Annotated in this window: 15 protein-coding genes and 1 pseudogene; 12 read left to right on the top strand and 4 right to left on the bottom strand. The window is 67.3% G+C overall.

Annotation, left to right across the window (positions count from 1 at the left end; translation table 11 throughout):
- From P409_RS40280 to P409_RS08390, 7 genes and pseudogenes are all read left to right on the top strand, one after another.
- Nucleotides 1–2,577: pseudogene (locus P409_RS40280) on the top strand (hypothetical protein); the annotation flags it as partial.
- Nucleotides 2,577–3,251 (top strand): DUF2460 domain-containing protein, encoded by a 675-nt coding sequence (locus tag P409_RS08415; RefSeq protein WP_034834228.1) that lies wholly within the window; start codon nt 2,577–2,579, stop codon nt 3,249–3,251. The pseudogene P409_RS40280 and the gene P409_RS08415, both read left to right, overlap by 1 nt.
- Complete coding sequence (locus tag P409_RS08410) at nt 3,251–4,105, top strand: DUF2163 domain-containing protein (protein WP_034834226.1); 855 nt, start codon at nt 3,251–3,253, stop codon at nt 4,103–4,105. The genes P409_RS08415 and P409_RS08410 overlap by 1 nt, the downstream gene beginning before the upstream one ends.
- Nucleotides 4,092–4,499 (top strand): NlpC/P60 family protein, encoded by a 408-nt coding sequence (locus P409_RS08405; protein ID WP_034834224.1) that lies wholly within the window; start codon nt 4,092–4,094, stop codon nt 4,497–4,499. Before P409_RS08410 ends, P409_RS08405 begins: the two co-directional genes overlap by 14 nt.
- Before the next feature lie 2 nt (nt 4,500–4,501).
- Nucleotides 4,502–7,993: a phage tail protein gene (locus P409_RS08400; protein ID WP_034834221.1), complete on the top strand. Its 3,492-nt coding sequence runs from the start codon at nt 4,502–4,504 to the stop codon at nt 7,991–7,993.
- Nucleotides 7,983–9,737: a hypothetical protein gene (locus P409_RS08395; protein ID WP_034834220.1), complete on the top strand. Its 1,755-nt coding sequence runs from the start codon at nt 7,983–7,985 to the stop codon at nt 9,735–9,737. Before P409_RS08400 ends, P409_RS08395 begins: the two co-directional genes overlap by 11 nt.
- 7 nt (nt 9,738–9,744) lie before the next feature.
- Nucleotides 9,745–10,074: a nucleotide exchange factor GrpE gene (locus P409_RS08390; RefSeq protein WP_034834219.1), complete on the top strand. Its 330-nt coding sequence runs from the start codon at nt 9,745–9,747 to the stop codon at nt 10,072–10,074.
- A 61-nt stretch (nt 10,075–10,135) separates the two neighbouring features.
- Here P409_RS08390 and P409_RS37845 read toward each other — a convergent pair whose 3' ends face one another.
- Both P409_RS37845 and P409_RS39955 read right to left on the bottom strand, forming a co-directional pair.
- The gene (locus tag P409_RS37845) at nt 10,136–10,624 is read right to left on the bottom strand and encodes a hypothetical protein (protein WP_152613288.1); all 489 of its coding nucleotides are present in this window, start codon (nt 10,622–10,624) and stop codon (nt 10,136–10,138) included.
- Nucleotides 10,625–11,045: 421 nt separating this feature from the next.
- Entirely contained in the window at nt 11,046–11,573 is a 528-nt protein-coding gene (locus P409_RS39955; RefSeq protein WP_052120194.1) for a hypothetical protein, read from the bottom strand.
- Between the two features lie 123 nt (nt 11,574–11,696).
- On the opposite strand from P409_RS39955, the gene P409_RS41510 reads away from it, so the two are divergent.
- The 5 genes from P409_RS41510 to P409_RS08365 all read left to right on the top strand — a co-directional run bounded on the left by P409_RS41510 (nt 11,697) and on the right by P409_RS08365 (nt 15,196).
- The gene (locus tag P409_RS41510) at nt 11,697–11,930 is read left to right on the top strand and encodes a Com family DNA-binding transcriptional regulator (protein ID WP_081991367.1); all 234 of its coding nucleotides are present in this window, start codon (nt 11,697–11,699) and stop codon (nt 11,928–11,930) included.
- A complete protein-coding gene (locus tag P409_RS08380; RefSeq protein WP_202964603.1) occupies nt 11,872–12,609 on the top strand; it encodes a Mom family adenine methylcarbamoylation protein in 738 nt (245 codons plus the stop codon). The genes P409_RS41510 and P409_RS08380 overlap by 59 nt, the downstream gene beginning before the upstream one ends.
- A gap of 190 nt (nt 12,610–12,799) precedes the next feature.
- On the top strand, nt 12,800–13,168 hold the full coding sequence (locus P409_RS08375) for a helix-turn-helix domain-containing protein (RefSeq protein ID WP_034834217.1): 369 nt from the start codon (nt 12,800–12,802) through the stop codon (nt 13,166–13,168).
- Between the two features lie 55 nt (nt 13,169–13,223).
- Nucleotides 13,224–13,694 (top strand): ImmA/IrrE family metallo-endopeptidase, encoded by a 471-nt coding sequence (locus tag P409_RS08370; protein ID WP_052120192.1) that lies wholly within the window; start codon nt 13,224–13,226, stop codon nt 13,692–13,694.
- 539 nt (nt 13,695–14,233) lie between these two features.
- Nucleotides 14,234–15,196: a PBSX family phage terminase large subunit gene (locus P409_RS08365; protein ID WP_343285499.1), complete on the top strand. Its 963-nt coding sequence runs from the start codon at nt 14,234–14,236 to the stop codon at nt 15,194–15,196.
- 97 nt (nt 15,197–15,293) lie between these two features.
- On the opposite strand, the gene P409_RS08360 is transcribed toward P409_RS08365, so the two are convergent.
- Together P409_RS08360 and P409_RS38780 are read right to left on the bottom strand one after the other, a co-directional pair.
- The gene (locus P409_RS08360; RefSeq protein WP_034834213.1) at nt 15,294–16,493 is read right to left on the bottom strand and encodes a class I SAM-dependent methyltransferase; all 1,200 of its coding nucleotides are present in this window, start codon (nt 16,491–16,493) and stop codon (nt 15,294–15,296) included.
- Between the two features lie 78 nt (nt 16,494–16,571).
- Nucleotides 16,572–16,935, bottom strand: a 364-nt coding sequence (locus P409_RS38780; RefSeq protein WP_034834211.1) for a LysE family translocator, incomplete at its 5' end; no start/stop codon positions are given.

The following is a 16,935-nucleotide window of genomic DNA, read 5'->3' as shown; positions in this document are numbered from 1 at the left end:
GGCCTGGCGCGCTTCCGGGCCGAGCAGCAGATCACGGCCCAGGCGACCAAGGACGCCGAGAAGATCTTCAAGGACTACCAGGCCGCGCAGAACATCACCGGTGACAAGGCCCTGTCGCTGGCGGAGGGGCTCAAGTCGCAGAACGCCGAGCTGCGCCTGGCCGCGACGTCCGCCCAACAGGCCGGCCGGTCCATCGCGGAAATGAACGCGGAGACCGAACGGGGGACGCGGCTGGCCAAGCTGGACCAGGACAACCGCGACCTGCAGGCGGCGCTGACCGCCTGGCGTGCTCTGCCGAACGGGGTGCGGGATTACGCCCGCGCCGTCGAGGAGGCCACGGTGAGCAACCGTGCCGCCGCGATGGCGCGTGATCTGGGCCGGGGCCGGGGAGACGATCCGGCCACGATCAACGCGATCGTCGCCAGCCTGCGCCAGCGCCTCGACCTGGAGCGGCAGATCAAGGACGAACAGGACAAGCAGGCCCTGGCGGCCCGCGTCCGCGACACGGCGACGGGTGGCCTTGCCAGCTACAACCGGGAGCTGGAGCTTGCGGCCCAACTGCTGGCCGAAGGTCGGATCAACCAGGCGCAGTTCTCGGCCGAGGCCGATCGCATCTCGGTGCAGGGCTTCGAGGCGTACCGGAAGGCCGTCAAGGACGGCAACACCGAGCTGGCGAACGCGGTCAAGGCCCAGATCGAGGCGCAGGCCAAGATCGCCTGGGGGGCGCTGCAGGCCAAGGCCGCGCTCAACGACGTGATCAGCCGGGCGCTGGACGCCATGATCTCGCTGACCACGGCGGGATCGCAGGCCGGCGGCATTCTCGGCTGGGTCGCCGGCATGGCGAACAGCGTGTTGACCAACGCCCGCCAGGCGCAGGGCCGGACCGAGCCGGCCCCGAGCTGGGACGACTATTGGAAAGGCGTCCAGGGCGATTGGGCGAAGTGGAACTCGGGCCATTCCAGCTCCGGCTCGTCCCGCAAGAAGGAATCCGAGTTCGCCCAGGAGTCGAAGCGGCTCAAGGACCAGATCCGCGATATGCAGATCCAGGCCGATACCCTCGGCCTGTCGTCCGAGGCTGCGGCCCGGCTCACCGCCCAGCGGCGCCTCCTGAGCGCGGCGGACAAGGATGGGCGCAAGGAAACGGCCGAGCTGACGGCCGAGGTGAACAAGCAGGCCGACGCCTACGCCAAGGCGTCCGAAGCCCAGCGCCAGGCTCAGATCGCGCAGCGCCAGCGCGAGACCCTGGCGGGCAACACGGTGTCGCTCGTCGGGTCGACGGCCCGCCCGGCCGAGGCGCGCTCGCGCGAGCTGGCCGACCTGTCGCGGATGGCGCAGCTGATCCAGGTCGGCGATCCGACGATGCTCAACCAGCTCTCGGAAGCCGCCTATTCCGTGGCCGATGCCCTGGTGGCGATCCGCCGTCGATCGCTGGAGCTGAACAACCCCGGCCTCACGGGCTTCCTGGACGACTTCAAGTCGTCGTTCCGCGACCTGGCCACGTCGGTGCTGAAGGGCACCGCGACGATGGGCGATGCCTGGAACAGCTTCCTGGGCCAGCTGGAGAGCACGGCGCTCGACAAGTTCCTGTTCGAGCCAGCCGGCGAGGCGATCGACGGATGGTTCGATCGCGTGGCTGGTCGCACCGCCAACGACAACGGGACGGGTGGCGGAGCCAGCGCCGGGCTTGCGGCCGGCGCTCCTCGCAAATCCGAGGGTGGCCTCGGCGGGTTGCTGTCGAGCATCTTCGGTGGCGGCACCGACACCGGCGCGGCCACGATCTCGGTCGGGACTGCCAGCATCACGGTCGCCAACGGCACCGGCGCGGGCGGAATCCTGGACGGCCTGGCAGGCGCGGCGGGCCAGACCCAGCAGACAGCCGACACGTTCAACCAGGGCCTCGGCACGGCGCTGGACGGGATCAACCAAGGGGTCACCGAGAAGAGCGGCGGGTTCCTCGACGGCTTCGGTGGCGCCCTGGGCGGCCTCCTTCGCGGCATCGGCGGGCTGTTCGATAGTGCGGGCGGAGGGATCGGCGATCTGCTTGGCTCGGCGATCTCCCTGCTCGGCTTCCGCCAGGGCGCGGCGTTCGTCCGTGGCGCCGTCCATCCCTTCGCCGCCGGGACGGTGGTGACCGGGCCGACCTTCTTCCCGATGGCCGGCGGCAAGACGGGCCTGATGGGCGAGGCGGGACCCGAGGCGATCATGCCCCTGATCACCGGCGCCCGTGGCTTGGCCGTGCGCGCGGTCAACGAGAACGGCCAAGCCGTGCCGGCGCATCTGACCCGCCTGTCGGACGGCGCGCTCGGTGTCGCCCTGCCGCCCGCGGTGCCGCATGCTCGCGGCGGGGTGTTCGGGGGCTTCATGCCGGCGCCGCCGCCGACCGGCACCGTGCCCTGGCGGGAGGCGGCGCCGGCGGGGACGAGCCAGGCGTCCGCGCGGCGGGCCGGCCGCGAGCTGCCGCCGATGCAGTTCCATTTCCACGGCGTCACCGACTTCGACAGCTTCCGGCGCTCCCGCGGCCAGCTCGGGGCGCAGTTCGGAGGCGAGATCCAGCGCCAGCTGCGGAGGAACGGCTGATGGCCGATGCCTTCGATGATGTCCGCCTGCCGATCTACATCGAGCGCGGCGCCAAGGGCGGCCCCGGCTTCAACACCACCGTCAAGGAGATGGCGTCGGGCAAGGAGAAGCGGAACCAGAACTGGTCGCGCAGTCGTGCCCATTGGGACATCGGCTTCGCGATCGACGATCTCGACGGCCTGCGCCCGGTGATGGCGTTCTTCTACGCCCGCCGGGCCAGGGCACGCGGCTTCCGGTTCCGCGACTGGTCGGACTACGAGCTGGACCGGCAGCAGATCGGCGCCGGCGATGGCGCGCGCCGGGTCTTCCCGATCTTCAAGCGGTACGAGGCCGATGGCCCGGCCCCGTTCGATCGGCCGATCACGCGGCCGGTGCGCGGCACGGCCAGGGTGTGGCTCAAGGGCGTGTTGCAGACGCTGCTGCCCGATGGCTGGGACGCCGGGATGCCGGCTTCGCCCCGACCCATGCCGGCCGCCGGCAAGGTCGCGGTCGACTTCAACACCGGCGAGGTGCTGTTCGGCACGGCGCCGGCCGCCGCGGCCTCGATCGAGATCGAGTGCGAGTTCGACGTGCCGGTCCGCTTCGACATGGACGAGCTGGATCTGGAGCTGCGCGGCGGCGGCCTGGCGGCCATCCCGTCGATCCCGATCAAGGAACTGAAGGAGCGGAGCTGATGAAGACCACAAGCACAGCGCTCCGCAGCCACCTGGACGGCGAGCTGACCACGCTGGCCACCTGCTGGCGCCTGGCTCGGCTCGACGGCCTGGTCCTGGGCTACACCGATCACGACCGCGACCTGTTGGTCGACGGCGTCACCTATCTGGCCAGCTCGGGATACACCCGCACCGCCATCGCCAATCAGAGCGGCATGGCGGTGGACAACCTCGACCTGGCCGGGGTGATCGACCACGACACCATCAAGCCCGAGGAGGTCCGCGCCGGCCTGTTCGACTATGCCGAGGTGCGGATCTTCCTGGTCAATTGGGCCGACCTCAGCCAGGGCCAGATGCTGCTGCGCCGCGGGCGGCTCGGTGAGGTCGGCACCGCGCCCGACGATACGTTCCAGACCGAGCTGCGCGGCCTGGCGCAGGCGCTGGCCCAGAATGTCGGGGAGGTCTACCAGACCGACTGCCGGGCGGATTTCGGGGACGCGCGCTGCAAGAAGGACCTGGCCCCGCTGCGCGCCGCCGCCACCGTGACCCAGCCTGTCGATCGCCGGACGGTGTTCGCCAGCTGCGCCGACGCGCGCGCCGTCGACGGGTGGTTCAACGGCGGCCTGGCCCGCTTCCTCTCCGGCCCGAACGCCGGAAAGGCAATCGAGATCCGCAGCTGGACCCAGGCCGGCAACCTGGTGCTGCACCTTCCGGCGCCGTATCTGCCGGCCGCCGGCGACACGCTCGACCTCACGCCCGGCTGTGACCGCACGCGGGATGCCTGCATCCGCTGGGGCAACATCATCAACTATCGCGGCGAGCCGCTCCTTCCGGGCCGCGACGAGATCCTGAAGTATCCCGATGCGACTGGTTGAAGCCGCCCGCGGCTATCTCGACGTGAAGTGGCGCCATATGGGCCGGTCGCGCTTCGGCATCGACTGCGTCGGCCTGGTGCTGCTCGCCGCCCGCGATCTCGGCCACCTGGTCGAGGACGTGCCGGAATATGTCCGCGGCGCCCATGGCTACGACGTGGTGCGGGAGATCGCGGCACGCACCCGGCCGGCCTCGCTGGGCGCGCTGCGCGAGGATCTGATCATCCTGTTCCGCGAGAGCATCTATCCCTGCCATTGCGGCATCCTGGGCGCTGGGCCGCATGGCTGGACGCTGGTCCATGCCCACGCCAAGTCCGGCAAGGTGGTCGAGGACCCTTACGATTTCTGGGCCGAGCTGGCGACGCATGCCTTCGCCCTGCCGGATCGGGAGGGCTGACGATGGGCCGTCTCGCCATCGGCGTCGCCGGCGCCGCGGTCGGCTTCGCGTTTGGGGCGCCTGGTCTCGGCTTTGCGATCGGCTCGGTCGTCGGCGGCCTGCTGTTCCCGGCCAAGCCCCAGGTTACGGAAGGGCCGCAGCTCAGCGACCTCAGCGTCACCTCCTCGGCCTATGGCCAGTCGATCACCCGCGTCTGGGGCACGATGCGGGTCAACGGCAACATCATCTGGAGTTCCGGGCTCAAGAAGCACAAGCACAAGGAGAGCGCGTCGGCCGGCGGTAAGGGCGGCCCGACCCAGAAGTCGATCACCTACACCTATACCTGCAGCTTCGCGGTCGGCCTCTGCGCCGGCCCAATGGCCGCGGTCAACCGGATCTGGGCCGATACGAAGCTGATCTACGACGCCCGTGGGTCGAAGCTCGACCTGGAGATCGGCGACCTCGACTTCCGTTTCTATCCGGGGTCCGAGGACCAGCTGCCGGACCCGCACATGGAAGCCAAGGTCGGGGCCGGCAAGACGCCGGCCCATCGTGGCCTCTGCTACATCCTGTTCGAGGATCTGCCGCTCGACAACTTCGCCAACCGGGTGCCCTCGATCACCGTCGAGGTGTCGCGCCAGGCGTCGGTGCCGAAGATCTCGGTCTCATACAGCAAGCTGCCGGACGGGCCCATCACCGGCTATCAGCTCGACCAGCTGGCCGTCGATTGGGATCGCGGCCGGGCCTACATCGTCCGGCAGAACAGCAACACCAACGTGGCCGGCCTGCGGCGGATCAACATCTGGACGATGGAGGAGGATCGCCAGGCCAGCATGTTCGCGATCACCGGCCGCACCAACGAAGGGTTTCCCAGAGGGTTGGTGACCGGCGCGAACGGCGACATCTACTTCGCGGCCGGCGTCGGCAACATCTATCCGGTGACCTGCATCGACGGGCAGTCCTGGCGGGTCAAAGGCCGCTTCGGCGACGGCATCACCTTCCCGTATCTCGACAACCGGGTCGACGGCTTCGTCGGCACGGTGCGAATGGCGACCACGCTGGTCTATGGGCCGGCCGGAGTGGACGAGTACGTCGCCTGCGGGTCGCTGCTCGGCAACATCGGTGTCGTGAAGGGCGGCGCCATGACCTATGCCTGGGGCGCCGGGCAGAAGGTGGACGAGCAGCAGGTCAACGGTTTGTGCGGCGGGTTGCCTGGAGAGATCTGGGTCCTCGGCGGCGCCCTCCGGATCGACAGCACCGCCGTCGGCCTCTACCGCATCAGGATCACGGCCACGATCTCGACCTCGCCGCTTTCGCCTGGCGTGGTGACCGATGTCGAGATGACCAAGGTGGCGACGATCACGCCGGCGATGGTCGACAGCACCTGGGGGTATTTCGGAGGCACGCCTGGCGGGTTCGTCTACGACCCGACCGACAACAGCGTCATTTTCCAGGTGCGGATGAGCAACGGGGTCAACACCGTTGGTCCATACTGGACGATCAAGGTCCGCGACGGCGTCATCGCGTGGAAGACGCGGACCACCGTGGCGATGAACTACGATGGCTCGGCCACCGGGCAGTTCCGCCTGAGGCGAGGCCGCTATGTCCTGGTCGAGATCGGCGCCCTGCAGCAGATCGACACCACGACGGGTGTGATCTCGTCTCTCGACGCCACCTGGGGCACCAACTTCGCCGGCGTCGGCGCGCAATGCTATGATGGCGACACCGACACGGTGTTCGTCCTGTCCAACAGCGCCGCGACCGGCCCGACCAGGTTGAGCATCAACCGGGTGAATGGCGCCGGCGAGCCGCTCGCCAAGATCACCTCGGACCTCTGCGGCCTCGTCGGCCTCTCGGCCGCCGACATCGACGTCTCCGAGATGACCGATGTCGTCTCCGGATACGCCATCGCCCGGCAGATCGCGGCCAAGGACGGCATCCAGCCGCTGACCGACCTGTTCCTGCTCGATGTGGTCGAGCGCGACGGCAAGCTGCGGTTCCAGCGCCGGGGCCGGCCGGTGGCTCGGCAACTGACCGAGGATGATCTCCTGCGTGACGGCGATGCGGTGAAGTTCGCCGAGACCCGCCGGCAGGAGGTGGACCTCCCGGCCACGGTCAGCATCACCTTCGCGGACGTCGCCCGCGATTACCAGGAACAGACCGTCACCGCGCGCCGCCAGCAGCTGCCGCTGCCGACCATGTGGAGTTCGAACAAGGTCGGCATCGAGATCGCGGCGGCCTCCTCGGCCGACACGGTCAAGCAGCAGGCCGAGAAGATCCTGTACTCGGCCTGGACCGAGCGCGTGGACTATGAGCATGCGCTGAGCTGGGCGCATGCGGACCTCGACCCGGCCGACGTGGTCCAGATCACGATGAAGGACGGCTCGGTCCACCGCATGCGGCTGACCTCGGCCGACCTCGGCGCCGACATGACGATCGAGGCCAAGGCGGTCAGCGAGCAGGACGCGCAATATGTCTCGATCGTGAAGGCCGACCCCGGCGACTTCCCCGGGCAGACGCTGCCCTATGCCGGGCCGACGCGCCTCATCGTCCTGGACACCGTGCTGCTGCGCGACCAGGACGATGGTGGCGGCGGCACGACCCGCGCCTATGTGGCCATGGGCGGCTATGGCCAGGATGGCTGGCGCTCCGGTGTCGTCTACCGCGGCTCCGACCCGGCGACGCTGGAGCTGGTGGCGGACACCTCGGCCGAGATCACCTGGGGCACCGCCATGACGGCGCTGCCGGACACCGACCGGCCCTTCGCCACCGATGAGGAGTCCCAGCTCGTCGTGATGCTGGCGACCAACCTGGACCGGGGGCTTTCGAGCGTGACCCAGCTGGAGATGCTGAACGGCGCCAACGCCGCGGCCCTGATCCGCGGCGACGGCCAGGCCGAGATCATCCAGTTCCGCCGGGCCGAGGAGACGGCGCCAGGCACCTGGACGCTCTCGGGCCTGCTGCGCGGCCGGCGCGGCTCGGATGTCTTCACCGGCGGCCACGACGCCGGCGACACCTTCGTCCTACTGGAGCCCGAGGCGATGGACACCATGGGCCTGCCGCTGCAGAGCATCGGCGTGCCGTTCTACTACAAGGGTGTCGCCTCCGGCGCCCGGCTGGAGAAGGCCGAGCTGATGTTCGAGCCGCTCAGCGGCAACGACCTCCGGCCCTATGCGCCGGTCCATGTCCGCACGGCCTGGTCCGGTGCGGACCTCTCGATCAGCTGGGTCCGCCGCACCCGTCTCGGCGGCGAGCTGCGCAACGGCAACTTCGAGGTGCCGCTGGCCGAGCAGTCCGAGCGGTATGAGGTCGACATCCTGTCGCCGGCTGGTGGGACCGGACCCTCCGGGGCCGTGCTGCGGACCCTGTCCTCGACCGCCCCGGTGGTCATCTATCCGGCCGCGCAGATCGCCGCCGACTTCGGCGTCGCGCCCGCCAGCCTCGACCTCGTCGTCTACCAGCTCAGCGCCGCGATCGGTCGCGGCTTCGGCAGAAAGGTGAACCGTGTCCTCTAACCTCGCCCTCAGCCAGGTCGCCGCCGCCCAGGCCCAGAAGGAAGTCACGATCAACGACGCCTTCGGCCAGGTGGACGCGGCGCTGACCGAGTTCCTCGCGGTCGACCTGTCCGCCGGCGACGTCACGCTGACGGCCGCCCAGGCTCAGCGCGCGATGCTGCTGCGGGCCGGAGGCAACGCGGTCGCGCGAGGGCTGACCCTGCCGCAGATCAAGCGCGGCGTCACCGTGCAGAACACCGGCTCGGCCGCGCTGACCGTGAAGCGCGGCACCACCACCGTTGCGATCGACCCTGGTGCCGTCGCCTCGGTCTATCTCGACGGCACGGCCAATGGCCTGGTGGTGACCGGCCGGCCGGGCGGCGCTGGCGGCATCGTGCCGATCGAGCAGGGCGGCACCGGCGCGACCACGGCGCCGGCGGCGCTGGTCGCACTTGGGGCCTTGGCCAAGGCTGGCGACACGCTCGCGGGCGACTTGCAGACCTCCGCCGGCGTCAGAATCTCGACCGGCGGCCCGGCCCAGGTGGGCATCAGCGGCGTGACGGCCGACATCCAGTCGAACAGCACCACCGCTGCCGGTCTCGCCGCGGCGCGCTGGAGCGCCGACCCGTCACCGCCCCGGCTCATGCTGGCGAAGTCCTATGGCGGGGCCGTGGGCACCCACGCAGCGGTGCCGTCCGGCGTCACCCTCGGCGAGGCCAGCTTCGCCGCCAGCAGCGGCACCGGCATGGTCTCGGGCGCTGCGCTCGACGCCGTGACCCAGGCGGCGGCCACGGGCAGCGGCGTTGCCACGGCGCTCCGCCTCCTGACCAGCTCGGGCGCGGCGCTTGTCGAGCGGATGCGGCTCGACAACCTCGGCAACCTGCAGATGGGCGGCACCAACACGGTGATCGACGCCCAGCGCATCCCGCGGCTGCGCTCCTACACCCAGGCGACGCTGCCGGCGCCGTCCTCGGCGCCGCAGGGCGTGGTCGACTGCTCTGACCTCGGCGGCGGCGCCGGGCCGCTCTACAGCGACGGCACCACCTGGCAGCGGCTGCAGGAGCTTTCGAGCTACGGGGCCACAGGCGCGGACGCTAACGCCACGCTCAGCGTCCTCGGCAATGCGTCCGTCATCGCCTTCACCGCCAATCTCACGGCCGACCGCACGGTCACGCTCTCCACCACCGGTGCTTATCTCGGCGCGATGAAGCGCGTCATCTATGCCGGCAGCGGCGCCGGAAAGTTGGTCTGCGGCGGCATCACTCTGCGGCCCGGCTGCTGGGCGGACTTCATGTGGACGGGTGCCGCCTGGACCTGCGTCGCCGCCGGGGTCCGCAACGATGCCATGCAGGTCTACGAAACCGGCACCTGGTCGCCGACCCTGTTCGGCAACACCACGCCCGGCACCCAGACCATGCACGCCAACAACTCGGGGAACTACATCCGGGCGGGCCAGGTGGTGGTCGCGGTCGCCTATGTCCAGTGGTCGGCGATCGACGCTGCCGCCGCCGGCGACGTGGTCATCGGCGGCCTGCCGTTCCCGGCGGCCAATCTCGCCAACAACCTGCCGACTGCGGCGGTTACCGGCCAGACGGTGACCTATCCCGCCGGCCAGACCCAGCTGATCGCCCGGTTCCGCGGGCCGAACGGCACCACCGTCAGCCTGATATTCAGCGGCCCCGGCACCGGCCAGGCATTCGCCCAGATGAGCCAGCTCAGTGCCGCCGGCGTCCTGTCCTTCACCATCGTCTACCGCACCAACTGAGGTCACTATGCCCGCTCTCGAAGAGATCACCGGCCCCTATGAATGGCTCGTCCGGTGGGATCACATCACCGGCACGCTGCAGGGCCAGCACTACGCCACCGCGACCTCGATCCTGCGGGATGGCGTGATCGTGCCGGGCGCGACCTCAATCAATCCGCCCCAGGCGATCACGGTCGAATCGGCAACGACGATCGCGGAGGTCTCCGAACTGCTGAACACCGGAGCCCTGCAGCGGATTGCCGAGTTGGAGGCCCAGCTCGCGGATGCCCTGGCCCAGCGGGATGCAGTGGTGGCCCGCGCTGAGCAGGCGGAAACGGCGGCTCAGGCATCGGCCTGATGAAAGAGGCCGGTCCGGCCTCACGGATCTTGGACAGGTGAAGTAGCGAGGGGAGGCGCGGCTATCGTCCCGGAATTCCTATTCCAATGTCTCCGATCCATCTCTCATGAAAAGTATTATCCTCTACTATTTCATGCCAAGGCTCATGCGCAGCTGTCTGTTTTATATAGAAGCTTAAAACCTGATTATGATGAGATTCTTCAGACACAAGGGACAAAGTTTTACTTTTGGTATAGATCCAAGTTCCCTCATTAATAATTCCGGCTAATGCCTGGCCTTTGACTTCAATTCTATGATCGTCTGTTCGTGATTTCCAAATAAATCTTACTCCAAAGCCACGCGTTCCATCCAGTCCGCACCAATAGCTAACAAAACCATCTGCGCCACCGCCCGCCTCATGGTGTATCGTGAAAACTATGAAGTCACTTGCCGGTATATTTTTAGCGAAATTGGGGGAAATGCTTCCGCGATCAATTTTGGATTCCCAAAAAGTAAAGTTCATATCTTCGATCTTATTATGCAGACCCAAAATCAAAGGCTCAGCGCTCATTTACTTCTCCCGCTTAGAAAGGAATACGTGAAATTATGCATACAAATGTATGCTAACGAAGGATGTGCGCAATCGTCAAGGTGAGCTTACCTCGCACGGGCCCGTTCTTCGCGAAAGGCGCTGGAACGGCTGGCACTTTCTAATGCGCCGGGTTCAATCAGATCAGTGTCCCATTATATCGCCGTAGCGAGGTGTAAACGCGGCCACACGGATGGGGATGGCCCCAACGCTGAGCCCGCCTCCCGCACTCTAGGCCGAGTTCCACCGCTAGAAGCGACCGGAAGCGGCGGCATGATGCGATCGAGCCTCTCCCAAGCGACTCGTCAGGATGGCGGATAAAAGATGCGATCAGTGCGGGCCGCCCGCGATGTCAATGTTCTAATCGAGCCTTCTGCTAAGTCTTCCATCGTCTCGCCCCCGTTCAGACCTCAGCGAAACCCTCGGGCAGGCGCCCGTAGCGAGCCAGGATAACGGGTTCGTCATAATCGCCGGCATCAGGATCGGCGGTCTGCTGTACCGCGATCGCACCAGTCGCCCGACCCGCCTCGACCATCACCTCGGCGGCCCGGAGGGCTTGGCCCTTCGCTTTGAAGCCAGTATCCGGCAGCCGCTGCCAGCCGATCCGCTTCCCTCTCTTGGCCCGCATCTCACCCCATTTGGCGGCGGCGACGATGTACAGCGTGTTCCGGCCGCTCTGGGCAGCGTCAACGTACTCGGGGCTCTTCGCCTCAGCATTCGGCTGTGCGGCCACGAAGGTGGGAGCCTGCGGCAGGATCACTGGTTCGGCATTCGCCGGAACCGCATCGCTCGTCGGCTCTGCCCGCTCGGCCTTGGCCAGGAAGGAAGCCTCGGCAGCCCGCACGGCTGCCTCCAGCTCGTCGTTCGGCGCTGCCGGATCGAGCGGCAAGGCCAGGGTCATCTGGGGCTTCGTCTTCTTCGTCCTTTTCATCGAACACCTCCGTCCGGTGCGACGGGGGCCGGGCGCGCCAACGCCCTAGCCGCGAGACAGGCACTCGCTCGTTTCCGACCCGTCGATCGCCGCGCGACGACGTGAACAAAATAGGAACATGCTGTGCGAGAGTCGAGTCCATTCATCGACCTGCGATGCCGCTGCGGACGCTTGCTCTGCCGCGTCGAGCCAGGTAGAGGCATCGAGATCAAGTGTCCGCGCTGCCGGACACTGATGCGAGTTATACCGGCCGAGAGCCCACCACCTGAACGCCCTGGAGCGTCCACGAGGACGCTTCATGGGGAAGAGACCCGCGCACCACCCGGCGCCGGCGGCGCCGTTCGTCGCACCAGTTGATGACGCTCCTGCATACATCCTCGGAGCTGACAGGGCGGTGCTGGGCTTCGGCTCGGCATCCCTCTATGTGGCTCTGATCCCGCGCGCGGAAGCCTGCGAGGCGATCCGGGCGAACCACTACTCCGGCCGGGTGGTCAACAACAGCTACGTCCACCTGGGCGTATGGGTCGGGGGAGAGCGGCTCGGCGTGCTGCAGCTCGGCTATGCCCTCAACCCACGCCGGGTCGAGCATATCGTCGCCCACACCGGGATCGACGAATACCTGGAGCTGAACCGGATGTGGCTCTCGGACCAAGCGCCCCGCAACAGCGAGAGCAAGGCTCTCGCCTATGTGGTCCGCTGGCTCCGGCGAGCGCTGCCCCGCATCCGATGGATCCAGAGCTTTGCCGACGAGCGCTGTGGAGGCTGGGGCGTGGTCTACCAGGCCGCCAACTATGTCTATCTCGGCTGCCATCGATCCAGCTTTTGGGCCCTGGACGGAGAAGCCTTCCATCATCTCTTGACGACTGCCCATCGCAACAGCCCAAGGGGGCTGCATCTCGCGGCGAACCGGCATCGAGCTGAACGGCACTCTTATCGTCAGTTCCGTTACGTCTACTTCGTCAAGCCTAGTGCCCGACGGGATCTCCGGATGAAGGTGCAGCCATATCCCAAGATAGGAGCCTCGCTTGCCGCCTGATGCCGGTCAGTGAGCTGCGCAGTCGCTGGCGCTGAACTACAGATGCCTCGGCGATTGTGTCTGTTCAACCGTCCTGGATTCAAAATTCAACCAACGCAGGTTGACAGACCCGCCTCGCTTCGGTTATACAAGATCATCGGCGGCAGAAGCAAAAATCAGGAGGAGCCCGCCGATTGCATAGGAGGTCCACATGAGTCTCACCGAATTCGGCAAGGAGGTCAGGAAGCTGCGGATTGATCGTGATCTAATCCTCAAGGATATGGCGGACGCGCTCGGCGTTTCGCCCGCGTTCTTGTCGGCCGTCGAGACCGGCAAAAAGAATGTTCCGAACGGTTTCATTGCAAGGCTCGCGGCGGCCTACAGCCTCGACATAAATACTGTCCATCGTCTGGACGAGGCTTTGCTGAAGAGCAAGAGCTCATTCCAGATCCAAGTACCCGCTCATGCTTCTATGGCCCATCGAGAGGTGGCTGCCCAGCTGGCCCGGACTTTTGGAGGGATGGACAAGGCGAAGGCCGCTCAGATCCTTGCTCTTCTGAAAGAGGAGAAAGATGAGTAGCTCGCTATACATCGCCCCACCCAAATCTCGGGCTGCAATCAGGGAATACGCGACGATGATCCGTCGCCTGTTGCCCGGAGGAGATCAGCCGCGGCTGGATATTGTGCGCGCACTCGAAGTCCACCTGACACGGCTGGACGAGAGGTTCGAATTTTCGGTCCTCGAAACCTGGGAGATGGGTGAAAACCACGCGTTGGCCCACGTCAACGAACTCAGGATCGAGGTTCGGTCCGACGTGTACGATGGCGCGGTTGCCGGGTCAGGCCGGGACAGGATGACCTTGGCGCACGAACTCGGACACCTTGTTCTCCATGCTGACGTCCGGCTCTCACGACGGATGCCCGGCGCCGCAGTTCGACCGTTCGAAGATCCGGAGTGGCAGGCGAAATGTTTCGTCGGGGAGCTTTTGATCCCGAAATCCTGGAGAGCCCTAATAAGAAACCCCGAGGAGGCTGCAACCTATCTCGGGGTTTCCAAAGATGCCGTAATCACCCAGCTCAACGCCTGGCAGCGTGAAGGTACCTAGGGTGAATAGAAAACCCGTCCTGGGCGTTCACGCGTTGCGTCAACTCAGGACAAGCACCTCCTCAAGCAGGGACTGGTTGTACGCCGGTTCGCAGGTTGGTGCAAGGGTTCCGCCCCAATGCGACGTCCCACCCGAACACGAAAGGCGTTCCCATGCATACGCGAAAGCCGGCTCCGCCGGGCAAGCGCTGGGTCTTTCGGCCGTATCGGCGTTGCCCCAAGACCAACCGTCTGATTTGGGCGAGCACGTACGGCCTGAAGGCGTGGCCGATTCTCGTCGACGACTGATGCGGTAGTTTCGCACAGGCAAGCGCAACCCCGAGACGGGCGGCATTGAGGATGCCGCCCGGTCCTCTTTTCCCGGATCAGTGTTCGTCATCCGGGTTCTATGGGCACTAGCAGGCGATTCGGGAGTCTGCCGAAGCTTGTGCCCGGCCGTGCCAAAGCGCGCGCCCGGCTATACCAGGCGCCTGGTTGCACCGTTCTTAGGAATTCCTGGGCGTAGCCTAACCCTCGGCGTCCAAAAGCAACTGCCCCGTCATCCAGAAGCGGGCGCCCGGCTATAGCATCCTCGCGCCCGGCGGCGGCCGGATCATCTTCCAGGGCATGCAGACCCACACCGCCGAGAGCATCAAGTCGCTCGAGGGCTACGACATCGCCTGGGTGGAGGAGGCGCAGGCCTTGTCGCTGCGCAGCCTGGACCTGCTGCGCCCCACCCTGCGCAAGCCGGGGTCGGAGCTGTGGTTCTCCTGGAACCCGACCCGGCCGGAGGACCCGGTGGACAAGCTGTTCCGCGGCGGCCCGCCGCCGCCCGGCGCGCAGGTGATCGAGGCCAACTGGCCGGACAACCCGCATTTCCCCGCGGTGCTGAAGGCGGAGATGGAGTGGGACCGGGGGCGCGACCCGGACAAGCACCAGCATGTCTGGCTCGGCGGCTATCGCAAGGCCAGCGAGGCGCGGGTGTTCCGCAACTGGCGGGTGGAGGCGTTCGAGACGCCGCCCGGCGCGCGGCTGATGCTCGGCGCCGACTGGGGCTTCGCCCAGGACCCGACCGTGCTGCTGCGCTGCTTCATCGAGGGGCGGACGCTGTTCGTCGACCACGAGGCCTACCGGGTGAGCTGCGAGATCGACCGCACGCCCGAGCTGTTCGACACCGTGCCGGGGTCGCGGCAGCTGACCATCGTCGCCGACAGCGCCCGGCCGGAGACCATCAGCTTCATGCAGCGCCACGGCTTCCCCAACATCCGCGGGGCGACCAAGGGCGGCGGGTCGGTCGAGGACGGCATCGCCTTCCTCAGGGCGCACGACATCCTGGTGCATCCGCGCTGCCGGCACCTGGCCGACGAGCTGGCGCATTACAGCCACCGCGTCGACCCGAAGACCGGCGAGGTGCTGTCGGCGCTGGAGGACCGCGGCAACCACGCCATCGACGCGCTGCGCTACGCGGTGGAGGAGCGGCGGCGCGGCAGCTACGACGCCTCGCTGAGCTGGGTGGGGACGTGATGGCGGGGGTGTGGGGGAAGGCACAAACGGAGTCCCCCCTCCCCTCGCGGGAGGGGGGACTCAAAAGGGGGAGCGGCTGGCCGGGCTTGGCGACTCCTCAGGCGGCCACGGCCGGGCGCTGGTACAGCATCGGGGTCGGGAACGGCAGCAGGGCCCTGCCGCCGCGCTCCATATAGGGGGCGATGCGGTCCAGCATGCCCTGGTAGGACGCGCTGGCCAGCAGCACCACGCCCGGGCCGCCCTGGTTCGCCGTGTCGGGCGACCGGATCGGCAGGCCCAGCCCCTCGATCTCGATGTTCCACTTCTTCGGGTTGCCGTCATAGATCGCGGTGATCTCGGACGGGTCGAGCGAGGTCGAGCTGATCAGGTTGGTGAAGTAGTTGCCGATGCCGTAGACCGCCATCGGCAGCCCCTGGCGGCGGATTTCGGCCAGCACCGCGTCGTAACGGGCGACATAGTCGCGGTACTTGCGGCGGAACTCATGCGCCAGGGCGACGTCGACCGCCGCGTCGTCGGTCGGCAGCGTGGCGTGGGCGGTCTTGCGGCAGACGGCGCGCAGGATGCCCTTGTGCGAGGTCACCGTGCCGTCGAAGCCGTGCCGCCGCATCGCCCGCAGCAGCGAGCCGGCGGTGAAGTAGTTCGGGTGCTCGTACATCCAGAACGGCGCGCCCTCCGCCATCACGATCCCGCAATCCGGCACCTCGATGCAGACGAAGCCGTTCTCGCGCGTCACCTTGCGCAGGCCGGACAGGAACACGTCCGGCTCGGTCACATGCTCCAGCACCAGGCGGTTGCTGACGAAGTCGAAGCTGTCGGCCGGGAAGGTGTCGGGGGTGAAATAGTCGAGTGTGGTCTTGATGCCGAAGGCGCGCTCGGCCTCGGCCGCCGCGGCCGCGTTCGGGTCGCAGCCATGCACCGTCATGCCGGCGTCCTGCAGCCGGGCCAGGAAGCGGCCGTCATAGGAGCCGATCTCGAGCGCGTGGCCGGTCATCGGCACGCCGCTGGCGATCAGGAACTCCAGGAACTCGCGGTGCCGCTCGTCCATCTCGGCGTCGGAGGCGAAGGTCGGGTAGGAGCCGTAGTATTTGCTGTAGATCTCGTCCAGCGCCTCGCGGTTCGGCGGCAGCAGCTGCATCGAGGTGCCGCAGGAATGGCAGAGGCCGACCGTCATCGGCACCGTGCGCCAGATGCTCTCGAACTCCGTCGGCCGGATCAGGTAGCTGTACTTTTCGATCTCGACCAGGACTTCCAGCGCGGAGCCGCCGCAATGCGGGCAACGGTCGATGGTCTTGCTCATGTCCGGAAATCCCGTTGCTGTGAAATGATGTGACAATTGAGGCCACACTAGCGCAACTCCCGGCCCCGCGACAGCGCCTCATGCCAGCATCGGCCACAGCGTGGCGGCCAGCAGCGCGGCCATGGCCAGGTTGAACCATCTCAGCCGGGCCGGGTCGGTCAGCACCCGGCGCAGCGCCAGGCCGCAGCCGGCCCAGGCCAGGATGCCGGGCAGGGTCACCACGGCGAAGGCGGCGCAGATCAGCAGCACCGACGCCACCGGCGCCTCCGGGGTGGCGTGCACCGCCATGGCCGTCGCCGCCACCGCCCAGGCCTTCGGGTTGACCCATTGGAAGGCGGCCGACTGCCAGAGGGTGAGCGGCCTGGCCTCGCCGCCGCCATCACCGCCAAGCTTGCGCGACCGGCCGATGCGCCAGGCGAGATAAAGCAGATAGGCGGCGCCC

Source organism: Inquilinus limosus MP06, from assembly GCF_000767795.1.
GTDB lineage: Bacteria > Pseudomonadota > Alphaproteobacteria > DSM-16000 > Inquilinaceae > Inquilinus > Inquilinus limosus_E.
This window is presented reverse-complemented; position numbering and strand designations above follow the sequence as displayed.

Coding starts and splice junctions, on each gene's coding strand:
- P409_RS08415 (WP_034834228.1), top strand. CDS start 2,577: ATGGCCGATGCCTTCGATGATGTCCGCCTGCCGATCTACATCGAGCGC.
- P409_RS08410 (WP_034834226.1), top strand. CDS start 3,251: ATGAAGACCACAAGCACAGCGCTCCGCAGCCACCTGGACGGCGAGCTG.
- P409_RS08405 (WP_034834224.1), top strand. CDS start 4,092: ATGCGACTGGTTGAAGCCGCCCGCGGCTATCTCGACGTGAAGTGGCGC.
- P409_RS08400 (WP_034834221.1), top strand. CDS start 4,502: ATGGGCCGTCTCGCCATCGGCGTCGCCGGCGCCGCGGTCGGCTTCGCG.
- P409_RS08390 (WP_034834219.1), top strand. CDS start 9,745: ATGCCCGCTCTCGAAGAGATCACCGGCCCCTATGAATGGCTCGTCCGG.
- P409_RS37845 (WP_152613288.1), bottom strand. CDS start 10,624: ATGAGCGCTGAGCCTTTGATTTTGGGTCTGCATAATAAGATCGAAGAT.
- P409_RS39955 (WP_052120194.1), bottom strand. CDS start 11,573: ATGAAAAGGACGAAGAAGACGAAGCCCCAGATGACCCTGGCCTTGCCG.
- P409_RS08380 (WP_202964603.1), top strand. CDS start 11,872: ATGGGGAAGAGACCCGCGCACCACCCGGCGCCGGCGGCGCCGTTCGTC.
- P409_RS08375 (WP_034834217.1), top strand. CDS start 12,800: ATGAGTCTCACCGAATTCGGCAAGGAGGTCAGGAAGCTGCGGATTGAT.
- P409_RS08370 (WP_052120192.1), top strand. CDS start 13,224: ATGATCCGTCGCCTGTTGCCCGGAGGAGATCAGCCGCGGCTGGATATT.
- P409_RS08360 (WP_034834213.1), bottom strand. CDS start 16,493: ATGAGCAAGACCATCGACCGTTGCCCGCATTGCGGCGGCTCCGCGCTG.